We start from the raw sequence: 24,692 nt of genomic DNA, 5'->3' as shown, positions 1-24,692 counted from the left end.
GTGTTATCCATTTTATGAGGTGCATTAAGCAACTTGGCTGAAAATATAACCTTGGTATACTAAAAATGAGATCAGTAATATGCCACCTTCTACTCGAGTAATACGTCGTGACCCTCTAAAACTCAAGGACATGGCAATTAATGCGATGGTTGCACCAATCATTATTAATGCATCGCGGTTTGCTGCCGAAGGGTCAATGATCGATGGGTTTATAATACCAGCCAGTGGCAATACGGCTAATATGTTAAATAAGTTTGAACCAACGATATTACCTAAAGCTAAGTCATCTTCTTTTTTAAGGACCCCAGCAATACATGCTGCAAGTTCTGGCAAGCTTGTACCAATGGCAATAATTGTTAGACCGATAACTAAGTCACTCAAACCAAAGTACTGTGCTATGTCAACGGCTGAACCAACTAAAAAATGCGAACTTACTGGCAGTAATATCATGCCAATGACTAACCAAAAAAGCGCCGACTTAGTTGTTACATTGTCTGGCACATCTTCACATGCTTCGCTAACAAACGGGTCATCTGCTTCGTTTTTTGCTCGAATAGATACAAGGATAAGACCGGCAATAAAAACAACAAAGCCAATAACTAGCGCAATACCTTCAAAAAATGAAAAATAGTTATCAGAAAAAATGTACCAAGCGGCAATTGATACTAACAACACAAGGGGCATTTCACGTTTTAAAGTCGTTGAAGAAACAGATAAAGGTCTGAATAATGCTGTAATACCAAGTACTAAAAGAATATTGGTGATATTTGACCCTACAGCATTACCCACTGCAGTGTCAGTTTTACCAGCGAGTGCAGCAGAGGCTGACACCATCATTTCAGGTGCGGATGAGCCCATTGCAACAACCGTTAAACCGATAATTAAAGTAGGGATCCCTAAGTTTTTAGCTAATGCAGCAGCACCGTAAACAAAGCGATCAGCACTCCAAACCAGAGCTGCAAAACCAAGAATTAAAATGACAAATGAAGTCACCATTATATTACGCCAATTATTCAAAATGAGATGGCTGCAAATAGTAACAAAAGCCAACCTGAAAGTATAAATAAAAGAATCAGGTCAACTTGTTAGATTTGCCTTTAAAAGTAACGTAGTAAGGAGGTATTTAGAGGTGAATATGTAAGCGAGGTTACTTTTACATTAAATATTACAAAATTTTACGATTTGTTTTTTCCATCTTGGTGGAAAAACCCTTAAAATAGCAAAACTAGGAAAATAGTAATGGAGAGCGACTTGTCGCAACCAATAGTAGAAATCAAGGATGTGAGCTTTTCACGGGGCAACAGAAGCATATATAAAAATATGAGTTTCAGTGTTCCAAAAGGCAAAATAACGGCGATTATGGGCCCTAGCGGCATTGGTAAAACGACGATGCTACGTTTGATTGGCGGTCAGTTAAAACCAGATAATGGCACTATTTTGTTTGAAGGCGATAATATCCCGACCATGTCGCGTAAAGAGCTTTATGCTGCGCGAACCAAAATGAGCATGTTATTTCAAAGTGGAGCATTGTTTACCGATATGTCAGTGTTTGACAATATCGCGTTTCCACTACGAGAACATACCCGCTTAAGTGAAGATTTAATTCGCCTTGTTGTATTAATGAAGTTGCAGGCTGTGGGCTTGCGTGGCGCACAAGATCTTATGCCTTCAGAATTATCAGGTGGTATGGCACGCCGAGCAGCGCTGGCACGTTCAATTGCGCTTGATCCTGAGTTGATAATGTATGACGAGCCATTTGCAGGGCAAGATCCAATCTCAATGGGAGTATTGGTGAAATTGATTAAGTCGTTAAACCAGGTGTTAGGTTTGTCATCGTTGATAGTGACTCATGACGTTACTGAAGTGATGAGCATTGCTGACCACGTGATCATTATTGCTGATCAAGGCGTAATAGGGTGTGGCACGCCTGATGAAATGCGTAATCATGAATCACCGTTAGTGCAACAGTTTTTAAAAGGCTTGTCAGATGGTCCAGTGCCATTTCATTTTCCTGCTCAACCATACGATGAAGAGTTACTCGGAGTGCATAGCTGATGTTTGATTTACTTCAAAAGCTAGGCCATAAAGCTTTAGGTCGTTTTGCGGCGTTAGGGCGTTCAACGCAAATGTTAGTTGGTGCCTTGTGGAATATACCTAACTTTAGAAAAGGTACCCCGCTATTAATTCGTCAGTTATACATGATAGGTTCGCAGTCACTGCTGATTATTATGGTGTCAGGGCTGTTTATAGGTATGGTGCTTGCGCTGCAAGGTTATACGGTTTTGGTGGGCTACGGTGCAGAAGATAGCTTGGGCCCGTTAGTGGCATTGAGCTTATTACGAGAATTAGGCCCGGTAGTGACCGCATTATTATTTGCTGGGCGCGCAGGTAGTGCATTAACCGCCGAAATAGGGTTGATGAAAGCGACAGAGCAATTATCGAGCCTTGAAATGATGGCAATTGATCCGCTTAAACGTATTATTGCGCCGCGTTTTTGGGCTGGCTTTATCAGCATGCCATTACTGGCATTAATTTTCTCTGCGGTAGCAATAATTGGTGCGCATCTTGTTGGTGTTGATTGGCTAGGCGTAGATACCGGTAGCTTTTGGTCAATTATGCAATCTCAAGTATCGTTCCAACAAGATATTTTAAATGGCATGATAAAAAGTTTTGTATTTGCCATCGTCGTTACTTGGATAGCACTTTATAAAGGATATGACTGCATACCGACTTCAGAGGGGATCAGTAAAGCAACGACAGAAACGGTTGTGCACTCATCGTTGGCTGTTTTAGGGTTTGATTTTATTTTGACTGCGGTAATGTTTACCAACTAATAAAGGTATAAATAATGAATTCACGGAAATTAGAAATTTTAGTTGGCTTTTTTGTAGCGTTAGGAATTGCTGCATTTGCCATGTTGGCATTAAAGGTCGCAAACGCAGGGATCAGCGGTAGCGGTGAAACCTATCAGTTAAAAGCTAAATTTGAAAATATTGGCTCATTAAAAGCACGTGCGCCAATCAAGGTCGGTGGTGTTGTTATTGGCCGTGTTGAAGCTATCTCGGTTCATCCTCAGGAGTTTTTACCTGTGGTAGATATGACAATAGATGCCCTATATCAGTGTCGCTTTTCAGATACCAGTTCGGTTTCTATTTTAACGTCAGGTATTTTAGGCGAGCAGTATTTAGGTATTAACCCAGTGATAGCGCCTAAATCTGCAGAGCAGCGCTGTATGGGTCAGGAAGTAACCAGTAACGATCAAGATTTAGGATTAGATGAATTATTTGGTGTGGAAAGTAAGGCACTAAATGATGGTGATTACATCACTGATACTAAGTCTGCATTAGTGCTTGAAGAGTTAATTGGGCAGTTTTTATTCAATCAAGGTGGCGAGTAATTTATTATGTTTAAAAAGTTTTTAATGGTTTTAGCGTTGACCGTCAGCGCCGTTAGTGTAGCCAGTGATGCAGTTGATTTGAAAGACCCATATAAAATGGTCCGCCAAGTATCTGATAACACTTTTCAGCGTATTACGCGCGATCAGGCTTTAATTAAACAAGACAACGAGCACCTGCGTGTGATTGTTAGTGAAGAGCTTATGCCTTATATAGATTACAAGTATGCGGCATTACGTGTACTAGGCAGTCATGTATCAAAAGTGCGTGCAATTAAAGATCCAGCAGAGCAAAAGCAAGCAGTTGAAGACATTAAACGTTTTATTGATGTTTTTCAGCAGTATTTAGTAGCGACTTATGCGGGGGTTTTTACTCAATACACTAATCAGCAAGTTGAGTTTGGCCAAAGTAAGGCGTTTGCAGGACAAGACGTCGTATTAGTTAAAACTAAAATTGTTGAGCCGGGTAAGCCAGAAATCAAAATAGATTTCAAAGTACGTGAAGATCGAAGTGGTGAATGGCGTGCTTATGATATGGTTGCTGAAGGTATTAGCTTACTAGATGCCAAGCAAAGTGAATTTCAAGGTATCTTGCGCCAGCAAGGTATTGAGCATGTAAGTAACTTACTTGAGCAAAAAAGCACATTACCAGTGCAGTTTAGAGGTGAAGGTGGTGATGAGTAAAGTCACCGTCACTAAACTCAGTGATGCGCAGTTTCGGGTCAGTGGAGAATTGACCCGAAATTCAATTTCAGCTGAACCACTTGTTAATAAACACTCACAAAGTAACCATAAAACATGGTATTTTGACCTTTCTGAGGTATCTAGGGTTGACACAGCGGGCTTAGCTTGGTTAATTCACTCTTTCGCAGAATTAAAGCAACAAGGCATACGCCTTGAATTGCAAAATATCCCTGAACAATTGCAAAAATTAATGCAGTTGGGGCAGGTCACAAACCTATTTGAGTGAGAGTTATGGAAACTAGCCAAGTTGAAACTTTATTGCGCGACGAACTGCAATTAGCCGAAGTACATGTTAAAGCCAACGGTAGTCATTATGAAGTGATTGCTGTAGGTGAATGTTTTGACGGATTAAGCCGTGTAAAAAAACAACAGCTAGTTTATGGCCCGTTAATGAATACGATTTCTGACGGCACGATCCATGCGGTATCGATTCGGGCTTTTACCCCGACAGAGTGGAAGCGCGAACAAAAATTCATTTTACCTCAATAAAAAGGTTTCCTCATGGATCAATTTGTAATTCAGGGTGGAACCGGGCTTGCCGGTGAAGTCACTATTTCAGGCGCTAAAAATGCAGCTTTACCTATTTTATTTGCTGCATTGTTAGCACAGGGTAAAAGCACATTTAACAATGTCCCTCGCTTACGTGATATCGGCACTACTGAAGCACTATTAAAAACGCTTGGCGCAGAAATACAATGGCATGGCGATCAGCTTATAATTGATGGTGGCAAAGTTGATAAAACACTTGCCCCTTATGAGCTTGTTAAACAAATGCGTGCATCAGTGCTTGCACTTGGACCTTTGGTTGCTCGTTTTGGTCAAGCGCAAGTATCATTGCCTGGTGGTTGCGCTATTGGTGCGCGCCCAGTTGATATTCATATTCAAGGTTTAGAGCGCATGGGCGCGACGATTAACGTTGAAAATGGTTATATCAATGCCACCGTTGATGGGCGACTCAAAGGCGCTGAAATTTATATGGAAATGGTTAGCGTCGGAGCCACTGAAAACTTATTAATGGCGGCAACGCTTGCTGATGGTAAAACAGTATTAGAGAATGCGGCTCGTGAACCTGAGATTGTTGATTTAGCTACTTGCTTAACTGCAATGGGTGCAAAAATCACCGGAGCAGGCACTAGTCGTATAGAAGTTGAAGGTGTCGAAAAGCTAAGTGGGTGTGAGCACCGCATTTTACCTGATCGCATTGAAACCGGTACGTTTTTGGTTGCCGCAGCGATGGCTGGCGGCGAAGTGTTATGTAAGTTAACAGATTTTCATAGCCTTGAGCCAGTCATTGAAAAATTACGCGCCGCTAATGCATTAGTTGAAGTTCATAGCGATAGCATTTATTTAGATATGCGTGGCCGCGAGTTAAAAGCAGTTAATATCAAAACCATGCCTCATCCGGGTTTTCCAACTGATATGCAAGCCCAGTTTACCGCGTTAAATGTGGTTGCAAATGGCAGCGCAACAATCACAGAAACGATTTTTGAAAACCGCTTTATGCATGTCCCTGAACTGCAACGTATGGGCGCTAATATTCGCTTAGAAGGTAACACTGCAATTTGTGGCGACACTAAAAGCTTGAGCGGCGCACAGGTAATGGCAACCGACTTACGTGCATCTGCAAGCTTAATTTTGACCGGTATTGTTGCGCAAGGTGAAACGGTTGTTGACCGTATTTATCATGTAGATCGTGGTTATCAGCGTATCGAAGATAAGCTGAGTGCGTTGGGTGCAAATATTAAGCGTAGAAGTAGTTAAGTGGTTCTAGGTCCTAGGGTTCCAGGGTTCCAGGGTCCTAGGACCCTAGGTTTTTATAACTTGGTTTCTAGCTCTGCAACTGTCAGCATTACTTTTTGAATTTTTCCGTCACGATAAAGCTCAAACTCAATTTTTTCACCGGGTTCTGAGTTTCCTATGGTACTCAATGTTTGTTGTGGGTTAGATACGCTCACCCCCGCAATTTTAATAACAATATCTTGCTCTTTGATGCCCGCTTGCCATGCTGGACCTAACGGGTCTAAATTAGTAATACGCAGCCCTGAAACCGGTGTAAAGTTATCACTTACTTCTTTGCCAGTCGTATCTACGGCAGTACCCGTAAAGCCTAAGTAACCTCTAACAACACGACCATGGCGGATCAGTTTATCCATAACTTCTTTCGCCAATGAATAAGGCACAGCAAAGAAAATACCCTGAATATCTAAATTCTCACGGGTTTTAAATTGTGCGGAAGTAATGCCTACCAAGTCGCCATTAGAATTAACCAGTGCACCACCTGAATTACCGACATTAATCGCAGCATCCATTTGTAGCAGGTTATTATAGGGACTATCGGTGATTTTTTGCTTACCTGTAGCACTTATAATCCCTTGGGTAATTGTTTGGCCAAGGTTTAATGGGTTACCTATTGCCAGCACTACATCACCAACGCGGGGCGAGAATCGCTCACTGATAGGAATAACAGGCAAATGCTCTACATTAATTTTTAATAACGCTAAATCAGTAATGGTATCAAAGCCAATTAACTGCACATCAAAAAAGCGTCGGCCATCGGTTAAAATTACAATAATTTGATCAGCATTATTAATGACATGATAGTTCGTTAAAATGTACCCGTCACTAGACATTATTACCCCTGAACCTAACTCCCTTACGGTATTTTGGCGCTTATAACGAGGTTGGCTAGAAATGCTTTCTGAAAAGATAGTGACAACAGAAGGTGCAGCACGTTGCACTGCATCAGCAAAGCTAAGATGTTGTGCACTCATTGCGCTGGGCAAGGGGACGTTAGGTAGTAGTGACGCTCGCATGTTAGGGCTAAAAAACACCACTAAAAACGCAATCCCAAGGCCTGCAAAAAGTGGTGGAAGGACAAACTTAAAGAATTTCAGCACGGTTTTCTTATTATTAGTGGGCATTCCCTTTATGATGGCACAAAAAAAATAACAGCGGCAAGTACCACTGTTATTTTTTATGTTATTAAATGTGTTTATTGCTTACTGAATGAGTACAAATACAGATTCGCGGCCTCGTTTTACGCCAAGCACAATATTTCCCTTGGTGTTTTCGATGATTTTGTTCATATCACGAATCGATTCGACACGTTGACGATTCACTTGCATAATAATGTCGCCTTCCTCAAGTCCCACTCTTGCTGATGGAGAACGAGGATCGACAGATGTTAATTCAATTCCTTTAGCGCCATTTTTCTGTACGCTTTCGAGAGTTGCACCTTGGAATGCAGGATGTAGTTCGTCACCAGCGGCTGTTAGACCTGCTGCACCATCAAGAGTTACTTTTATCGTTTTGATTTTACCATCGCGATAAATTCCCAATTTAACTTTTTTACCTTCGCCCAGAGTCGCAATTTTACTGCGTAGCTCATGGAAGCCACTTATATCTGTGCCATCTATACTAACAATTACATCACCTGCTTGGATCCCTGCTTTACTTGCAGCTGAATCATCAGTGACCTTCATCACATAAGCACCTTGTTTTACATCTAGCTTTTGCGCTTTGGCAAGGCCTGCATCGAGAGGGCGGCCAGATATACCTAATGAGCCTCTACGTACTTCGCCATGTTCAACAATTTGATCGACGAGGTTTTTCATCATATTGGAAGGAATTGCAAAGCCAATCCCTACATTGCCACCAGATGCGCCTAAAATAGCGGTATTAATACCAATCAACTCGCCATTTAAGTTAACCAATGCGCCACCGGAATTACCTTGGTTTATAGCTGCATCAGTTTGAATGAAGTCTTCGTAACCTTCTATATTTAAGCCGCTGCGGCCAAGAGCGCTAACGATTCCTGATGTTACCGTATGACTCAAGCCAAATGGGTTACCAATCGCCACCGCAAAGTCACCAACGCGAAGTTGATCAGAGTTAGCAAGTTTCACTTCGATTAAGTCTTCAGCGTCTATTTGTAAAAGGGCGATATCGGATTCTTTATCGCTGCCAATTTTCTTCGCTTCATATTCGCGGCCATCTTCAAGCGTAACAAGCATGGTTTGCGCATCTTGTACTACATGGTTGTTTGTAACAACGTAACCTTCTTTGGCGTCAATAATTACACCGGAGCCTAAACCGCTAAATTGGCGCTTTTGGCTGCGCGGTTGTGGATTGCCAAAAAAGAAGTCGAGCGGGTCACCGCGACGGCGCACTTCTTTTGAACCAGAAACTTGGATACTGACAACACCAGGCGTTATTTGTTCTAGCATGGGCGCTAAAGTTGGTAATTGTTGACCATTTACTGCGATAGGCATTTTAGCCACTGAGATTGCAGGGGTTAATAACAAGCTGGCAGATACCATAGCTGCACTGATTAACGATAATTTCATTTTCATAGTCAGGGTTTACTCCACTTTACAGAAAAAACACACACAAAAAAGGCTGCAAATGCAGCCTTTTATCAATGTTGTATCTAATGCACTGGAAAATATATTTCAGTGTCTTTAGGTATGCATATAAAACATAAGCTGCTCTATCTACAGACTATGGGGTCAAATAAAAGTTCATCAAGACACTTTAGAATATTTGAAATTACTAAGACGCTTTCGCTGATTCAGGCTCTTTATTCTCGCCTGCAAATAACCCTGACTCACCTGATACATAGTCAGCTGGTTGTGCATGAGCAGATGAGCGATCGCTCTGACGCTCTTTTAATGAGCGTTGTAATTGTTCTGTGGTTTCTTTAGAGAAAAATGGTTCAGCAGGGTGCTGCTTTTTATCATTAACGAGTAATTTGTTTGTTTCTTCAACGTGATCAAGTAGCTGATCATAATTGTCTTTCATCTTATTAACGAGCTTACCTGTACTTGCTAGATGATCGGCAACATCTTGACGATATTGCTCTAGTGCATTTTTTGCCTGTTCAGCCTGTTGTTCTAGCTCATCTTGTTTAAATTGCTTTTTAGTTACAAATGCGCCGAGGAAAAACGCCGCAACTGCCACAATAATAATAATGCCGATCCAAGTAACTGTACCCATAAATTCTACCCCTTTGGGAAAATAACTAAAATTACGCATAAAGCGTATATTCAAAAATAATTTCTGCTGCGGATAATATACCCCGAGTTACGATGCGTGTTAATATATTGCGCAAATTAAACCGTGTTTTATTGTAATAATCTATGACTCCTTGGCAAAAATACCAACAAGATCTACAGCGTGATGACTTTGTTTATGATGCCGCACAAGAAAATGCAGTGCGTCACCTACAAAGGTTATACGATGATTTAACGACTCAAAAACCTGCGACTCAAGGTTGGTTTGCGAAGCTATTTAGTAAAGATAGCACGGCTCCTATAAAAGGTTTGTACTTTTGGGGTGGTGTGGGTCGCGGTAAAACCTATTTAGTCGACACCTTTTATGAGGCGCTACCGGGAACACGGAAAATGCGCGTGCATTTCCATCGCTTTATGCACCGTGTTCACGATGAGCTTAAAAAGCTCAATAAAACGGCTGATCCACTTGAAGTGGTGGCTGATATTCTCAAAGCTGAAACTGACATTATCTGCTTTGACGAATTTTTTGTACAAGACATCACAGATGCCATGCTACTTGGCGGTTTAATGGAAGCATTATTTGCTCGTGGTATCGTTTTAGTGGCAACGTCCAATATTGTGCCTGACGAATTATATCGCAATGGCCTGCAGCGAGCTCGTTTTTTACCAGCAATAGCACTCGTAAATGCAAACACTGAAATTGTGAATGTGGATTCGGGTATTGATTACCGATTACGTACTTTGGAGCAGGCTGAGATATTTCATAGCCCGTTGGATGAGCAAGCTGATAAAAACTTGTTTGAGTATTTTGATAAGCTATCGCCAGAGCCTGGCAAGCTCGATACTTCTATACAAATAGAAGGGCGAATGATCAAAACCCGCAAAGTATCCGATTGTATTGTGATGTTTGATTTTGCTGAGCTGTGTGAAAGCGCACGTAGCCAAGTTGATTACATGGAAATAAGCCGATTATATAATACGGTGATTTTATCGAACGTAAAACAACTCGGGCAAAGTAATGATGATGCAGCACGTCGCTTTATTGCATTGGTCGATGAGTTTTACGAGCGCCACGTAACATTGATCATCTCAGCAGAAAAACCAATCACTGAGTTATACACGCAAGGAAATCTTAATTTTGAGTTCAAGCGTTGTATTAGTCGATTGCAAGAAATGCAGTCGTTAGAGTATTTAGCAAGAGAGCATTTGGCGTAGTCTGAGCCGTCAGCCGTCAGCCGTCAGCTGTCAGTTAAGGCAAGCTTTTCTTGACACGTAAGTTAATACGAACAAAATTTATAGCTTATAGCTTATAGCTTATAGCTTATAGCTTATAGCTTATAGCTTATAGCTTATAGCTTATAGCTTATAGCTTATAGCTTATAGAACAAATTTCTTGCGGAAAAAACAACCGTTGAGTAGCAATGTGGTAAAAGTGCTGGTATACTCCCGCGTCTGCCACGTTGCGTTCTATTGCCTTCATTAGATTAGCCTCTTTTGAATGGCGCACAAGTCTTAAACTCGAAGGGGTTGGAGCAAACATTTAGAGCGGTAATTAATAATAATTACCTGTGGTTTTAATTGAAAAACATTGGATTTTTATAAATGAAAACGTTTGTTGCTAAACCGGAAACAGTAAAACGTGACTGGTATGTAGTTGACGCTGAAGGTAAAACTTTAGGTCGTATCGCTACTGAAATCGCTCATCGCCTACGCGGTAAGCATAAAGTTGAATATACACCGCACGTAGATACTGGTGATTATATCATCGTTATCAACGCTGAAAAAGTTACTGTAACTGGTAACAAATTCAAAAACAAAGTGTACTATTCACACTCTGGTTTTCCAGGTGGTCTTAAGTCTACTACTTTTGATAAACTTCAAGCTGCAAAGCCTGAAATGATCATCGAGAAGGCTGTTAAGGGCATGTTGCCACGTGGTCCTTTAGGCCGCGCAATGTACCGTAAACTTAAGGTTTACACTGGTACTGAGCACAACCATGCTGCACAACAGCCTCAGGTTCTAGACATTTAAGGAGCACTAACATGGCAAATCAATACTACGGTACAGGTCGTCGTAAAAGTTCAAGTGCTCGCGTATTCTTACGCCCAGGCACTGGTAACATCGTAATCAACAATCGCTCTTTAGAAGAGTATTTTGGTCGCGATACAGCACGCATGGTTGTTCATCAAGCTCTTGGGCTTGTTGATATGACTGAAAAGTTTGATCTTTACATCACCGTTTCTGGTGGTGGTACTACTGGTCAAGCTGGTGCTATCCGTCACGGTATCACTCGTGCACTTATGGAGTTTGACGAGTCATTACGTCCACAACTTCGTAAAGCAGGTTTCGTTACACGTGATGCACGTAAAGTTGAGCGTAAGAAAGTGGGTCTTAAGAAAGCGCGTAAGCGTCCACAGTTCTCAAAACGTTAATATTTACGTTATCAAGAATTCAAAAACCCAGCTTATGCTGGGTTTTTTGTTTTTTGAGCTATAAAAGCTAGCGAGAGTAAAGTTAGCGAGTAGTACAGTGTCAACCAATACACCGTAGCGTGGGTTGGGTATCACGAAACCCATGGGTAAAAGAACGCCACGAACACTTCAAAGCTCAGTGTACCCTTTGAAACAGAAATCTACAGTATTCGAAAACTCGCACTTTTTATAAGTAACCAGCAAACTCGTATTAAATATACGCCTAATAATTAACCTACTACTGCCTTTCCTGCGTATAACTCTAAAAAAAGTTCAATAATTATCATAATTAGTGTAAATCCGTCAGTTAATTGATGAATTTTTTTGCTACAATTGTCTGGCAAGTAATGTGAGTGAGTTCAACAGCACCATGTGCAGTTTTTCTGCTTCCTCTTAGTGAGGTTGATCTTGGTCAGTATATTGTTTTTGTAAAAGTCATATCATAGAGACGGCTCTATGCTCGAGCTAACTTAGTCAATTAGTTGATAAAGTCGGGATTATTCGAGCATGAGGCTGTTAATAACCTTGTTTTAGTCAGGGGTTTTAATTATGATCGCTTCTATTTTAAAATTTCGAAAAATTAACCTGCTGTAACTGATGTTCTCAATATGGCAAGTGTTGAGAATCATAGTGGAGATAAGTGGATGAGCAATGCGCCTGTAGACAATGGCCGACGTCGCTTTTTAACCATAGCTACCTCTGTTGTAGGTGGTGTTGGTGCGGCTGGGGCTGCTGTTCCTTTTATTGCGTCTTGGAATCCAAGTGAGCGAGCTAAATCTGCGGGTGCGCCTGTAGAAGTAGATATCAGCAAACTTGAGCCTGGACAATTAATACGTGTCGAGTGGCGTGGTAAACCTGTATGGGTTGTATCACGTACCCCAAAAATGCTTGAGCAGATGAAAGAACATGAAGGTCAACTTCGTGATCCGCAATCGCAAGAGCCACAACAATTAGAATCATCAACAAATGATTACCGTTCATTACGTCCAGAGATATTTCTCGCTGTAGGTATTTGTACGCATTTAGGATGTTCACCGCAGTTTTTAAGTGGTGGATTTGGTGAAAAGGTAGAAGGAACTGATGACGGTTTCTACTGCCCATGTCATGGTTCTAAATTTGATATGGCTGGCCGTGTATTCCAATCGGTACCTGCTCCATTGAACTTAGAAATACCACCTTATACTTTTCTAGATGAGACCACTATTTTAGTGGGTGAAGAAAGAGGGGTAGCCTAATGTTTGGTAAAATTATTGGTTGGATCGACGATCGTATCCCAATGACACGTGTTTGGAACATGCATATAGCACAGTATCCTGCACCTAAAAACTTTAATTTCTGGTATTTCTTTGGCTCGTTAGCCATGTTAATGCTAGTAAACCAAATCCTTACAGGTATTTGGTTAACCATGAACTATGTCCCGTCTGCTGAGGGCGCGTTTGCGTCAGTAGAATACATCATGCGTGATGTAGAATACGGCTGGTTATTACGCTATTTGCACTCAACGGGTGCGTCAGCGTTCTTCATCGTTATTTATCTGCATATGTTCCGTGGTATGATCTATGGTTCTTATCAAAAACCACGTGAATTACTGTGGTTGTTTGGTATGTTTATTTTCTTAGCACTTATGGCTGAAGCTTTCATGGGGTATTTATTACCTTGGGGGCAAATGTCGTTTTGGGGTGCACAGGTAATCATTTCACTATTCGGTGCTATTCCGGTTATTGGTGATGACTTAACGCTTTGGATCCGTGGTGATTATGTAATATCTGGTGCGACGCTTAACCGCTTCTTTGCACTGCATGTAATTGCATTGCCATTGGTTATCGTGATCTTAGTGTTCTTACATATTGTGGCACTTCACGAAGTGGGTTCAAACAACCCTGACGGTGTTGAAATCAAGCGTAAGAAAGGCTCTGTAGCTGAAGAAGATAAGCCTAAATTTAAATTCCATGAGTATTACACTGACAAGAAAGATATTGTTGATGCGATACCGTTCCATCCTTACTACACAGTAAAAGATATTGTGGGTGTGGTTGGTTTCTTAATTTTCTTTTGTTGGGTTGTGTTCTTTATGCCAGCGATGGGTGGGTTCTTTTTAGAAGCGCCAAACTTTGAGCCAGCAAATCCACTTAAGACTCCTGAGCATATTTTCCCAGTGTGGTACTTTACGCCATTCTATGCAATCTTACGTGCAATCCCTGATAAACTTATGGGTGTTGCTGCGATGGGCGCATCGATTGTAGTACTTGCGTTATTACCTTGGCTTGACCGTGGTACAGTTAAATCTGTTCGTTATCGTTGTGGCTTCCATAAATGGAATATTGCAGGTTTTGTGGTTACTTTCGTTCTATTAGGTTGGGTGGGTGCAACTCCTCAAACTGATATGAAAACGATTATCTCGCAAGTCTGTACTGTGACTTACTTTATGTTCTTCGTGCTGTTGTTTGTATACAGTAAGAATGAAAAAACTAAGCCATTGCCAGAGAGGTTGACGAAATGATGAAAAAGCTAATTATCGGTTTATTTGCTTTATCAATAAACGTATTGCCGGCAATGGCGGCGGGTCCTTCGGTTCCATTAATGGAAGCTGGAAATGACCTAACTGATCAGCCTTCGTTGCAACGTGGTGCTAAGTTGTTCATGAACTACTGCCTTGGTTGTCACCAAATGGAGTATCAGCGTTATGAACGTACTTTTCGTGATATCGGGATTCCTACAGAAGTAGGTCTTGAACAATTAATTTTTGATGGTTCAAAAGTCGGTAGTCACATTACCAATGCAATGGAAAAAGATGATGCAGCAAAATGGTTTGGTGCGGCTCCGCCGGATCTAACTCTAATTGCACGTGTAAAATCTCCGGATTATATTTATACGTATTTAAAATCATTTTATAAAGATGAATCTCGTCCGTTTGGCGTAAACAATATTGTTTTCCCATCGGTAGGTATGCCTCACGTTCTTCAAGAATTGCAAGGCTTACCAACACCTATTACTGAACAGGTTGAAGAACATGGTCACACTGTGACTAAAGTTATTGACACTGAAACAGATGGGTCGGGCGAAATGAGTGTGGATGAATACGACCAAGCGGCTCGTGATTTAACTAACTTCCTCGAATACGTGGGTGAACCTTCACGTCTTGATTCAGAAGCGTTAGGTCTTAAGGTAATCGGATTTTTAATTATCCTGTTTATCTTGGCATTCATGCTTAAGAAAGAATACTGGAGAGATGTTCATTAAGTTTGAACATATTTAAAGGTAATTTTGCAATAGGGGCTTAAGCCCCTATTGCTGTTTTTGTTATTTAATGGAGGTAGGCATGGCCGTAGCTGCCAATAAGCGCCCTGTAATGACCCTTTTTTCTGGTGCTAACTGTATGTATAGCCATCAAGTACGTATTGTACTTGCTGAAAAAGGCGTAAGTGTAGATATTCATCTGGCTGAAAAGGACAACCTGCCAGAAGCACTTCATGAAATTAACCCTTACGGTACAGTGCCAACACTGATTGACCGTGAGTTAGGTTTATATCAGGCAAACATCATCATGGAATACCTTGATGAACGTTTTCCTCATCCTCCACTAATGCCTGTATATCCGGTAATGCGTGGCCGTAGCCGTCTAATGATGCATCGTATCGATACGGACTGGTATAGCCTTGCTGCAAAAGTTTATGGCAATGGCGCAGATGCTGCTCAAGCACGTAAAGAGCTGACAGAAGCATTACTAGCTGTTGCAGCAATCTTTACTGAAGCTCCTTACTTTATGAGTGAAGAATTCAGTTTAGTTGATTGCTACTTAGCACCACTACTATGGCGTTTACCTGAACTTGGTATTGAGCTTAATGGTGCTGGTTCTAAAGAAATGAAAGAATACATGATCCGTTTATTTGAGCGTGAATCATTCCAAGCTTCTTTGACTGAAGCTGAGCGTGAGATCCGTTTGTAATGACGTCTAATCGTCCTTATTTACTCCGCGCTTTTTTTGATTGGATTGTTGATAATCAGTGTACGCCACATTTAGTGGTAAACGCTGATTTTCCTGCAGTGCAAATACCAACACAGTTTATCCAAGATGGTCAAATTGTGCTTAATATTAGCCCTTCAGCCGTCACGCAGTTTTCGATGGATAATCAGCAATTAAGCTTTAGCGCCCGATTTGGTGGTCAGCCAATGCAAGTATATGTGCCAATTGGTGCAGTGCTTGCTATTTATGCCCGCGAAAACGGAGAAGGCACAGTGTTTACCGCAGATGAGTTTTTAGAGGACGAAGACGATTTTGTAGGTGAGCTAGAAAGTGTTGATTTAGACGATGGGTTCACCCCTGATGATGAACCTACACCGCCTAAGCCAGATAACAAAAAAGGCTCGCATTTACGTGTTGTAAAATAATATGTAAATTGACAAAAAAACCGCTAAGTAGCGGTTTTTTTATGTCTGTATAAAAGCGCATTAAAGGTAAAAATCAAAGGTGCTAGGGAAGTGACTAGGTGCTAGGTAAACTCCCGGCTGCGGGCGCATAGGGATTTATGTTTGCGTAGGCGGGGGCTTTATACCGCGCAGGTGGTGTTAAAGTTCATAGGCGACGAGCTGATAGAAACGGGTAAAGGTTGATTGTTTACCCCGCGTTTTTTAGTGAAGATGCGCGAGGTAAACTCCCGCCTACAGGAATTAAAAAACCTTGCGATATTAACTGCAAGGCTTTTAAACTCCTCGAACCTGATACCTTTACAAATACTCAAACACTTTAATTACACGTTCAACACCAGATACGTTGCGGGCAACGCTTACAGCCGTGTTAGCCTCGGAGTTGGAGACTAAACCCATTAAGAAAACTTCGCCATTTTCAGTAATTACTTTGATGTTATTACTACTAATATTATCGGTAGTAAGTAGCTTTGTTTTTACTTTTGATGTTAACCACGAATCGTGTGTTTTTGTGCTAATGCTAATATTAGAACCGATACGAATCTGATTATGGATCTTACGTATGCCTATTACTGTCTCAATCGCACGATGGGCTTCATTCTTCATTTCTTGATTGGCAACTTGCCCTATCAATAAAACAATGCCATTAACGCTTACAGCGCTTATATTGGCATGATCTGCTAAGCGTGGTATCTCATTTATAGATAAGTTAGCTTTGATCTCGATGTTGTTATCATCAATTTGCGAACCCAAAGTTCGGCGATCATTCGCTGCAGTTACTGCGCCAGCAGTTCCTGCAACAACGGCAACGGCGCAACCTTGTAAAAATAAAACGGTACTGATAATAATAAGTGAGTGCTTGAGCATTAACTTTCATCCTGTGGAAATAGGGTTAAATCGATTAGCTCACTTAGGCAATGAAGGTTAACTAAGTGTGACTCTATAATGCGACTAGGGCGCTTTGATGGTACGCGGATCTCAACATCATTTGCGCCAAGCAAGCCTGCTAATTCACCACCATCATCACCAACTAAAACGATCACTTTCATATCTTTAGTTAACGCAGCCTCAACCGCAGAAATAATATTCTTTTCATTACCATTAATGGCCAGTACCAACAATAAATCACCTTGTTGTGCAAACGCACGCACTTGGCGAGCAAATGTATCTTGTTCGTCACTTTGGCTCGTTTGACCTAAGTTAATATGCTCTTGCGATAACGCAATTGCAGGTAAGCACGGGCGTTCTGTTTCATAAAAATTAATCAACACACCAGCCATGTGTTGAGCCAGCATATGACAGCTTGCTGTGCCGCAAAAAATCAATTTATTACCATTGATTAAGCTTTGCGCAATTGTGAATGCGGCGCTTTCTAACGCACTAGGCAAAACTTCACCTGCAGCAATCTGCACTTGAATACTTTCTGTAAAAATTTCTTTTATTGTATCTTGCATATTAAAATACGTTTTTTATCCAATTAAGTTGTTGCGGCACTTCGCCGGTTATTGCGACAAAGTCAATTCTGAGCGCTTGATTACTCAGTTTTTTAAATGCTAAATAATGATAAATTGTACGTTTTAAACGTTGCTGTTTTTGTTTACCAAGTGCATGCAGCGCGCCGCCTTTTATGTGGCTACTGCGAAACTTCACTTCAACAAATACTAATGTATCACCATCACGCATTATCACATCTAGTTCGCCGTAGGGGCAGTTATAGTTGCGCTCAATGGCTATTAAACCTTGTTCTTCTAAATACTTTTGCGCTTGTAACTCGTAATACTGACCTTTTTCACGGCTATTTTGCCATAGTTGTTTAAACCAAGACATCACAACATCCTTATTTTGCTGGCCTCAAATCAGGATTATAGCTACTCACTCCCCATTTGGTCACTTGCTGTTTGCATAAATAATGGGATCGGTGCATGTGTTTTAAGCTGCACGGCGCTAATTTGCTTGTTTTTGTATTGAGCCCAATTCAAATGACGGTTAATTTGGCCATCGCTAGTAATGCTTAATTGGCCTGTTAAACCACCGAACTGCTTACCAGGGATCATACTCAACTGTGTAATATCACTAAGTATTGCTACGGAGTCATAGGCCATCGCAAATAATCGTTGGCTTATATCAGCTTGATCAGGCCATAAAGTATTATATTGCTGACGTAAGGCTTGCTTTGATATCTGGTCACTTAGCATCCACGGTAACTCAGTAAAGTACAAACCATCTAGGTCGCCTTTATCAGTTTTATCAATTTGTTTACTATGACTTTTTGAACTTGCGTAAAGTGGGATCCGTTCAGCAAAGGTACTTACATTTACATCTAAATAAGGTTTGAGCAAACGGGTTTCCATGGCATCACCTAGGATATAAATAACATCAATATCACGACGAGATCGAGTTTCGCTTTCAACTTCTTGTTTAAATAATGATTTTACTGTGCTGATTCGCTCCTTCGATTTATCCACTTCGAGTAAGCTGGTTATCGTTGTAGGCATGTCCTTTTTATCATCGTATAAACCGACTTCTGGTTTTGTTTCACTATAGCGTTGCCACTGAATATTAAAGTACTCAACTAACCGTTGACCAGCACCGTTATTTGGCGCAAGCAACATCGGTTTTTGGTAACCCATTGCTAAAAAGTGTTCCAGTGCTTGCTGAACTTCATGCTCAGGATTAAGTGCAAAGAAATAATGCTGAGTTGATGTGCGTTCGCCATCAAATGAATTTAAATGTAAAGTTGGATAGCTTTGCAGAGCTTGATTAGCGACAAGTTTATCAATGTTACCTTTGAGTAATGGGCCAATCACAAAGTTTGGTTTAATCTCGCTAAGCTTAGCTGTTATTTCTGAGGGGCTAAGCATTTCATCAATAAAAATAGTCTCTTGAATCGGTGAGCTATCTAGCGCACCTAAAATACCTGCTTTTAATGCATCACCTAATCGTTCATTTGCACCTGACTGAGGAATTAGCACTACTAAACGTTCAATATCTAAGGGGGCAATAGCTATAAGTGCGGCCGCTTTCTTAGGCAATACATCTATCGCAGGGTGAGTTGGATAGCGTCGCTGCCAATTATTAATTGCCTGATCCAATTCAACAGGCGCGCCTAAATACACTAAATGATATAAAGCTAAATTAACCCAACCTTGTTGAACAACAGAGCCGCGGTTAAAGCGTTCAAGCGCGTAAGATGAAAGCTGTTTTAAGTTTTCCCATAATCCTTTGTTTAACTGCGGTATGGTTAAGTTATTTTTACTTGCAGTCTCTGACGCCCTAAAAAAGTAAGGCATCGCGTCTTTAGGTAAATTTTGTGATGCGTAAATACTGGCTGTTAGATACTGGTGCCATGCAAAGTGTTCGGGCTGCGTTAGTTGTGAATCTAAACTGGCGAGGATTTCAAGCGCCAAAGTGTTCTTGTTTTGCTGCTTTTGTGCAAATGCGATGTAAAGCTTGTTTTGTACCTGATCAACACTCGGAGTACGCTCAAGTTCGATACACACTTGTTCCAATAGTGGCCAGCTTTGTTCAGTTATTGCTGCGTCACGAGCACTGTAGAGTAGCTGAATTTTATCAGCACCTTGGCGATTCAAAGCAATTTGGTACATAGATTGTGCATCAGTCGCTTGAATTTGTGTGGTGCTATTAGCTGAACTGAGGTTTTCAGTGGTTTTAGTCGGTTTTTCGGTTGTACTACAGGCCGATAACCCTGACAATATGATTAATAGACTAACAAGTTTAAGTCGCACAATGATTTCCCAATACGTTAACGCGATTTGCTTATATTACTGACTGACGCAGGAGACCTCAATGTTAAATGAGGAGAATTCACAGAAAATCGGCACTCTTTACATTGTAGCCACCCCAATCGGCAATTTTGACGATTTAAGTCAGCGCGCAATCGCGACATTATCGCAAGTTGACTTAATCGCTGCTGAAGACACTCGCCACACCGGCAAGTTGCTCAGTCATTTTGGGATTAAAGCAAAAACGTTTGCTTTGCATGACCATAACGAAAAGCAAAAAGCGCAACAAATTATTGATCAACTAAATCAAGGTTTAAATATTGCGTTGGTATCGGATGCCGGCACACCGCTGATTAGTGATCCAGGTTATGCCGTGGTTAACTTATGCCGAGAGCAAGGTGCGCATGTTACGCCAATTCCAGGTGCGTGTGCTGCAATTACGGCCGTATGTTGTTCAGGCTTACCAACTGATCGTTTTCAGTTTATTGGCTTTACACCCGCTAAAAGTAAAGCACGACAAGATTTTTTCATTGATGCGGTTAATTCCAACATCACCAGCATCATGTACGAAAGCACGCATCGTATAATGGCCAGCCTTGACGATTTAGAAGCTGCGCTTGGCAGCGATCAGCAGGTTGTATTTGCTAAAGAGCTAACCAAAACATTTGAAACCTTTTTTAATGGCACAGTAAGCGAGCTTAAACAGTTTTTAACTGACGATCCAACCAAGCAGCGCGGTGAAATAGTACTCATGTTGCCAGGTAAAGCAAAGCTTGTTGATGATGTACCACCTGAGGCGCGTAAAATGCTGGCGCTCCTTGAGAATGAAATGCCAATGAAAAAAGCCTGCGGTATTGTGGCTGATTACTTCGGTATGAAGAAAAACGCCTTATATAAAACAATTATCGACGAAAAAGAATAAATCTTACTGCACATACCGCTTAGCTCAGGTATAATGCGCGCCGAGTCAGCCAAGATGATCGCTGCCTGTGACGAAAATGATCAGGGGGAGGAAAGTCCGGGCTCCATAGGGCAGGGTGCCAGCTAACGGCTGGGGGGCGCGAGCCCACGACAAGTGCAGCAGAGAGGAGACCGCCAATCTTCGGATTGGTAAGGGTGAAAGGGTGCGGTAAGAGCGCACCGGGCCACTAGTAATAGTTGGTTGCAAGGTAAACTCCACCCGGAGCAAGACCAAATAGGGTTCTATCATTTTAAATAATGAACGCGTGGCCCACGTGAGAACCGGGTAGGTTGCTTGAGCCATAGAGCGATTTATGGCCTAGACGAATGATTATCACTTTCTTCGGAAAGGACAAAACCCGGCTTATAGGCTGACTCACTCATTCAACAAAAAAGCCCGCAGTTAACGCTGCGGGCTTTTTTGTGCTTGAAATTTGCTATCAGATTTTAGCCATAAGCCATAAGCCATAAGCGATAAGAGTGAAAGAGAGTTTCTAGGCAGGTGACAAAAGAAGTGAGCTTTAAAAGGCAATTTGGTCACGCGGCTAACGTTAATACATATTAACGTTAATTTACTTTCTGCACATGACTTAAGTTTTTTACTATTGATAGCTTTAAACACTGAGTAGCTGACGGCTAATACTAGGCAGATGGTCGCTGGGATAAAGAGTGCGTTAAATTTATAAAAGTGGAATGAATAGGCTCCTAACGTGCCGCCGAAAATAAACCCTGAGATGATCAGTAGGAATAATCGTGCTTTTCGGCTATCAAATGATTCGCCTCTTAATTTTGCACCAAGCATTAACCCTAGATCAGTAAAGATGCCGGTAACATGAGTGGTACGAATAACTGCGCCGCTATAAGTTGTGGCTAATGCATTTTGTAACCCACATGCTGCTGATGCTAGGTAGTGGCCGATCATTGAACTATCAGATAGGAAATACACTGAACCGGCCAGTAATAGTGCTTCAAATAATAGTAAGCTGCTGTAGTTATGGCTGAGTTTAAGTGCGCCACTTGGTAAAAATGCGCCTGATAGTGCTGCACCGATAATAAAGCTAAGCAAAATAAAAATTAAATGTAAGGTGTCAGCCACATTAGTGATAATAAAGCTGGTGCCAAGTTGAGTTGCGGTGCCAGATAGGTGCGAAATTGATTGATGTTTGAAGCCTAATAACCCAATCGAATTGACAAGCCCTGCAACCAGAGCAAGTAAAAAAGATCCAGCCTCTACCCAACGAGGTAATTTTGAAATCACAGTTAATAGTTATATTAAAATGAGTTATCAGTTCGTTATTTATTACACAACCTGAATCTAATTTTTGCGTCCATTCAATTCGTATTCAACGGCTTTTTATTCAAGGATTGCGCGCTTTTTGCAAGTGCCAAAAACGCCTGTTCCGCTATTGGTTTTGAAAGTAAATAACCTACGTCCATTTTTTGTGTCTGCTGTTTTATAGTGAAGTACCGCTATTTTTTAACCCTTTAAAATTTAAATAATATTATTACCTTGTTCGGGATCACGAGATTCATCGGCTTGTTCGCGAATATCATCAGTATCACTGCTTACATCGTCAATACCGTGTTCATGCTGTGTTGTTGCACGTTTTTTAATGTGGGGTTTCGTGTTTGTGGTTTCTGTTGCCGCTGTTTTAGGTGCTATTGCTGGGGGGTAAATATCTTCACCTTGGCTATTAAGCAGTACGCGTTCTCTGGCATCGTCAGGCATGCTTATTTGATGTTGAGTAAAGTTATTGATTAATTCTCGCATGAGTTGTGAAGCTACTTTTACAACACTATGTTGTTCGCTATTGACCCAAAAGTACACGGTAAAGTTGATGGTGGCTGAGCCTAAGTTATCAACTAATACTTGAGGGGGTGGATCGCTAAGCACTGCGGTTTGCTCTGATATTGTGCTAATAGCAAGGCTTTGTGCGGTGCGAATATCATTATCGTAGCCAATTCCTATTGAGAAATGACCTCGCATTTTGGGGTTTGCTGTTAAGTTTTTAATAACATTTTTATAAACGCTCGCGTTAGGTATTTGTATATGGTTACCATCAAAATCAACAAGGGTTGTTGCACGCGCAGTTACTTTTTTTACAACACCTAGGCGACCGTCTACCTCAATAACGTCGTCTATTTTAAAAGGGCGTTGTACGCTTAGTAACATGCTTGAAATAAAGTTTTCGGCGATATCCCTAAATGCAAACCCTAAAATTAAACCGAGAAGGCCTGTTCCGCTCATTACCGCGACGGCAAATTGAGTTAAACCAGCGAGCCTTAAAAATAAATAAATGCCAAATAATATGATTAAAGTACTAATGAACCGTCTTGTGACTACATGCAACAAGCGGCTTTCACTTACGTACCCTAAAGGCTTAAGTAATAAGTAAGATAAGGGCTTTGCTAAAAAATAACAGCTTACGATCGCAAGTATACCCAATATGAGTGCGGGTAACATTTGCGCCGTAGTCTGTAAAAAGTGCGTTATTTGCTCGCTGAACCCTTGGGCTGTGAACTGCCAAGGCTGCTCTACTTTCAGCTTGGTTGAGTCCTTCTCTATTAACTTAACAAACTGATTTATAAATATAAAAAAATTATTCATTGATACAAATCCCTTGCGGTGGCAGGTCTGATTGTTGATGTGTAAGTGCAAATAATAGACCATAATTTAATGGCAAGTTTGTTGCAGGTTAAACGTATTAACTTTAACCACAGTTTAAAATGTGATGAGGTATAAAATGCATACTGCGAAAAATAAAAGAGGTCATCAAGCTCGTACACCTACCTCTATACCTATACTTGGTTGGTGGGACATTACTAAGCGAGTTTATGTTAGTTTGTCACAAGATAATTTATCGTTTGTGGCTGCGGGGGTCGCATTTTATGCGTTATTGGCTATTTTTCCTGCGATTGCTGCGTTGGTATCTGTTTATGCTTATTTTTCATCACCAGCTGAAATATCAGCACATTTAAGCCAATTTATCACATTGTTACCGCCTAGTAGTCGTGACATTGTGCTTGAACAAGTGACTGCTGTGAGTCAAAAGTCGCATACCACTTTAAGTATAAGCGCCATAGGTACTTTGTTACTTGCTATATGGAGTAGCAGTAAAGGCTGCCAAGCATTAATTACGGCATGTAATATTACTTACCATGAGCATAATAAACGGGCGTTTTTTCAAGCATTGATTGTACGGTTTATATTTTCGGTGGGTGCGATTATGGTTGCAGTCATCGCGCTGCTCATTATCGGTATTTTACCTATAGCACTTAATTTGGTTGGGTTAACTCAACAGGTCGATATTGTCATTCAATTAGTCTCATGGCCATTATTGGCGCTTGTTTTTAATTTTGCATTGGCATGCTTGTATCGTTATGCGCCCCATAGAAAAGCGGCTAAATGGCGCTGGGTAACACCGGGTTCTTTAATTGCGATGGTGTTGTGGATAGTGGCTTCGTTGGGATTTTCGTTTTATGTTGCTAAATTTGCTTCGTATAACGAAACTTATGGTTCATTGGGGGGCGTTGTGATCATGCTAATGTGGTTGTACATCAGTGCTTATATTATCATTTTTGGTGCAGCTATCAATGCATGCGCAGAGCAGCAAACAATGTTTGATAGCACTATTGGCCCCGCTAAAGATGTGGGTGAACGGGGCGCTTTTGTGGCTGACAGACTAACCACCTTACAAAAGAAAAATAGGGTTGATTAGGGCGTGTTGACCTTTGTGGATTGAAATTTGTTCAACCTAGGGGCGATTTAATCGCGGCGCGAGGTTTGTAACCTAGCGGGCTAAGTAAAAACCGAGTAACAAAGAGTCAATCGCCCCTAGGAAGAACCCTTTGGGTAGCGCATGTTTGGTATTTATACTGCGTTATCACCTATTTATGGGGAACAACCACACGACATAGGCTCTGCCTTGCCTAAATACCAAAC

The 24,692-nt window shown here is 41.2% G+C and carries 26 protein-coding genes, 1 other RNA gene and 1 pseudogene; 18 read left to right on the top strand and 10 right to left on the bottom strand.

Annotation, left to right across the window (positions count from 1 at the left end):
- Positions 1-24 precede the first annotated feature (24 nt).
- Entirely contained in the window at positions 25-996 is a 972-nt protein-coding gene (locus ADS77_RS02205) for a calcium/sodium antiporter (RefSeq protein ID WP_054452729.1), read from the bottom strand.
- A gap of 243 nt (positions 997-1,239) precedes the next feature.
- On the opposite strand from ADS77_RS02205, the gene mlaF reads away from it, so the two are divergent.
- The 7 genes from mlaF to murA are packed head-to-tail and all read left to right on the top strand — an operon-like array spanning position 1,240 to position 5,899.
- Complete coding sequence (gene mlaF, locus ADS77_RS02200) at positions 1,240-2,055, top strand: phospholipid ABC transporter ATP-binding protein MlaF (protein ID WP_054204405.1); 816 nt, start codon at positions 1,240-1,242, stop codon at positions 2,053-2,055.
- Positions 2,055-2,834 carry a lipid asymmetry maintenance ABC transporter permease subunit MlaE gene (gene mlaE / locus ADS77_RS02195; protein ID WP_054204404.1) on the top strand — a complete coding sequence of 260 codons (780 nt, stop codon included), beginning with the start codon at positions 2,055-2,057 and terminating at the stop codon, positions 2,832-2,834. The genes mlaF and mlaE overlap by 1 nt, the downstream gene beginning before the upstream one ends.
- A 14-nt stretch (positions 2,835-2,848) precedes the next feature.
- The gene (gene mlaD / locus ADS77_RS02190) at positions 2,849-3,397 is read left to right on the top strand and encodes an outer membrane lipid asymmetry maintenance protein MlaD (RefSeq protein WP_054204403.1); all 549 of its coding nucleotides are present in this window, start codon (positions 2,849-2,851) and stop codon (positions 3,395-3,397) included.
- A 6-nt stretch (positions 3,398-3,403) separates the two neighbouring features.
- Positions 3,404-4,078, top strand: a complete 675-nt coding sequence (locus ADS77_RS02185) for a phospholipid-binding protein MlaC (protein ID WP_054204402.1) — start codon at positions 3,404-3,406, stop codon at positions 4,076-4,078.
- On the top strand, positions 4,071-4,364 hold the full coding sequence (locus tag ADS77_RS02180) for a lipid asymmetry maintenance protein MlaB (protein ID WP_054204401.1): 294 nt from the start codon (positions 4,071-4,073) through the stop codon (positions 4,362-4,364). The genes ADS77_RS02185 and ADS77_RS02180 overlap by 8 nt, the downstream gene beginning before the upstream one ends.
- A gap of 5 nt (positions 4,365-4,369) precedes the next feature.
- Entirely contained in the window at positions 4,370-4,627 is a 258-nt protein-coding gene (locus ADS77_RS02175) for a BolA family protein (RefSeq protein ID WP_007378312.1), read from the top strand.
- 12 nt (positions 4,628-4,639) lie between these two features.
- Entirely contained in the window at positions 4,640-5,899 is a 1,260-nt protein-coding gene (gene murA / locus ADS77_RS02170) for a UDP-N-acetylglucosamine 1-carboxyvinyltransferase (RefSeq protein ID WP_054204400.1), read from the top strand.
- A 53-nt stretch (positions 5,900-5,952) separates the two neighbouring features.
- Here the strand turns inward: murA and ADS77_RS02165 are convergent, their stop codons facing one another.
- From ADS77_RS02165 to ADS77_RS02155, 3 genes are all read right to left on the bottom strand, one after another.
- Positions 5,953-7,035 (bottom strand): trypsin-like peptidase domain-containing protein, encoded by a 1,083-nt coding sequence (locus ADS77_RS02165; protein WP_054204553.1) that lies wholly within the window; start codon positions 7,033-7,035, stop codon positions 5,953-5,955.
- A 102-nt stretch (positions 7,036-7,137) separates the two neighbouring features.
- On the bottom strand, positions 7,138-8,490 hold the full coding sequence (locus ADS77_RS02160) for a DegQ family serine endoprotease (RefSeq protein WP_054204399.1): 1,353 nt from the start codon (positions 8,488-8,490) through the stop codon (positions 7,138-7,140).
- Positions 8,491-8,689: 199 nt separating this feature from the next.
- Complete coding sequence (locus ADS77_RS02155; RefSeq protein WP_054204398.1) at positions 8,690-9,133, bottom strand: YhcB family protein; 444 nt, start codon at positions 9,131-9,133, stop codon at positions 8,690-8,692.
- A gap of 143 nt (positions 9,134-9,276) precedes the next feature.
- Here ADS77_RS02155 and zapE point away from each other — a divergent pair, with 143 nt between their 5' ends.
- The 8 genes from zapE to ADS77_RS02115 all read left to right on the top strand — a co-directional run bounded on the left by zapE (position 9,277) and on the right by ADS77_RS02115 (position 16,010).
- Entirely contained in the window at positions 9,277-10,365 is a 1,089-nt protein-coding gene (gene zapE, locus ADS77_RS02150; RefSeq protein WP_054204397.1) for a cell division protein ZapE, read from the top strand.
- A gap of 387 nt (positions 10,366-10,752) precedes the next feature.
- Positions 10,753-11,181, top strand: a complete 429-nt coding sequence (gene rplM / locus ADS77_RS02145; RefSeq protein WP_007378318.1) for a 50S ribosomal protein L13 — start codon at positions 10,753-10,755, stop codon at positions 11,179-11,181.
- Positions 11,182-11,192: 11 nt separating this feature from the next.
- Positions 11,193-11,582, top strand: a complete 390-nt coding sequence (gene rpsI, locus ADS77_RS02140; RefSeq protein WP_054204396.1) for a 30S ribosomal protein S9 — start codon at positions 11,193-11,195, stop codon at positions 11,580-11,582.
- A gap of 683 nt (positions 11,583-12,265) precedes the next feature.
- Entirely contained in the window at positions 12,266-12,856 is a 591-nt protein-coding gene (petA, locus tag ADS77_RS02135) for a ubiquinol-cytochrome c reductase iron-sulfur subunit (protein ID WP_054204395.1), read from the top strand.
- Positions 12,856-14,121, top strand: coding sequence for a cytochrome b (locus ADS77_RS02130; RefSeq protein WP_054204394.1), 1,266 nt, complete (start codon positions 12,856-12,858; stop codon positions 14,119-14,121). Before petA ends, ADS77_RS02130 begins: the two co-directional genes overlap by 1 nt.
- A complete protein-coding gene (locus ADS77_RS02125; protein WP_054452728.1) occupies positions 14,118-14,861 on the top strand; it encodes a cytochrome c1 in 744 nt (247 codons plus the stop codon). The genes ADS77_RS02130 and ADS77_RS02125 overlap by 4 nt, the downstream gene beginning before the upstream one ends.
- Positions 14,862-14,940: 79 nt before the next feature.
- Positions 14,941-15,567, top strand: coding sequence for a stringent starvation protein SspA (gene sspA / locus ADS77_RS02120; protein ID WP_054204392.1), 627 nt, complete (start codon positions 14,941-14,943; stop codon positions 15,565-15,567).
- Entirely contained in the window at positions 15,567-16,010 is a 444-nt protein-coding gene (locus tag ADS77_RS02115; protein WP_054204391.1) for a ClpXP protease specificity-enhancing factor, read from the top strand. The genes sspA and ADS77_RS02115 overlap by 1 nt, the downstream gene beginning before the upstream one ends.
- Positions 16,011-16,346: 336 nt before the next feature.
- On the opposite strand, the gene dolP is transcribed toward ADS77_RS02115, so the two are convergent.
- Genes dolP through ADS77_RS02095 form a run of 4 tightly spaced genes read right to left on the bottom strand, consistent with a single transcriptional unit; the run spans position 16,347 to position 19,792 of the window.
- Positions 16,347-16,913 (bottom strand): division/outer membrane stress-associated lipid-binding lipoprotein, encoded by a 567-nt coding sequence (gene dolP / locus ADS77_RS02110; RefSeq protein WP_054204390.1) that lies wholly within the window; start codon positions 16,911-16,913, stop codon positions 16,347-16,349.
- Positions 16,913-17,500 carry an SIS domain-containing protein gene (locus tag ADS77_RS02105; RefSeq protein WP_054204389.1) on the bottom strand — a complete coding sequence of 196 codons (588 nt, stop codon included), beginning with the start codon at positions 17,498-17,500 and terminating at the stop codon, positions 16,913-16,915. The genes dolP and ADS77_RS02105 overlap by 1 nt, the downstream gene beginning before the upstream one ends.
- Position 17,501: 1 nt before the next feature.
- Positions 17,502-17,873, bottom strand: a complete 372-nt coding sequence (locus tag ADS77_RS02100) for a YraN family protein (protein WP_054204388.1) — start codon at positions 17,871-17,873, stop codon at positions 17,502-17,504.
- 41 nt (positions 17,874-17,914) lie between these two features.
- On the bottom strand, positions 17,915-19,792 hold the full coding sequence (locus tag ADS77_RS02095; RefSeq protein WP_054452727.1) for a penicillin-binding protein activator: 1,878 nt from the start codon (positions 19,790-19,792) through the stop codon (positions 17,915-17,917).
- A 61-nt stretch (positions 19,793-19,853) separates the two neighbouring features.
- On the opposite strand from ADS77_RS02095, the gene rsmI reads away from it, so the two are divergent.
- The gene (gene rsmI, locus ADS77_RS02090; protein ID WP_054204386.1) at positions 19,854-20,711 is read left to right on the top strand and encodes a 16S rRNA (cytidine(1402)-2'-O)-methyltransferase; all 858 of its coding nucleotides are present in this window, start codon (positions 19,854-19,856) and stop codon (positions 20,709-20,711) included.
- A 41-nt stretch (positions 20,712-20,752) separates the two neighbouring features.
- An RNA gene (rnpB, locus tag ADS77_RS03235) (RNase P RNA component class A) lies at positions 20,753-21,132 on the top strand.
- Between the two features lie 227 nt (positions 21,133-21,359).
- Here rnpB and ADS77_RS02085 read toward each other — a convergent pair.
- A pseudogene (locus ADS77_RS02085) lies at positions 21,360-22,007 on the bottom strand (YoaK family protein); the annotation flags it as partial.
- A gap of 234 nt (positions 22,008-22,241) precedes the next feature.
- Positions 22,242-23,357, bottom strand: coding sequence for a mechanosensitive ion channel family protein (locus ADS77_RS02080; protein ID WP_082355582.1), 1,116 nt, complete (start codon positions 23,355-23,357; stop codon positions 22,242-22,244).
- Between the two features lie 136 nt (positions 23,358-23,493).
- On the opposite strand from ADS77_RS02080, the gene ADS77_RS02075 reads away from it, so the two are divergent.
- The gene (locus ADS77_RS02075; protein WP_054206650.1) at positions 23,494-24,468 is read left to right on the top strand and encodes a YihY/virulence factor BrkB family protein; all 975 of its coding nucleotides are present in this window, start codon (positions 23,494-23,496) and stop codon (positions 24,466-24,468) included.
- Positions 24,469-24,692: the final 224 nt, after the last annotated feature.

This window comes from Pseudoalteromonas porphyrae, assembly GCF_001298125.1.
Taxonomy (GTDB): domain Bacteria; phylum Pseudomonadota; class Gammaproteobacteria; order Enterobacterales; family Alteromonadaceae; genus Pseudoalteromonas; species Pseudoalteromonas neustonica.
Note: the sequence above shows the minus strand (reverse complement) of the source record. Positions and strands in the feature narration are given on the sequence as shown.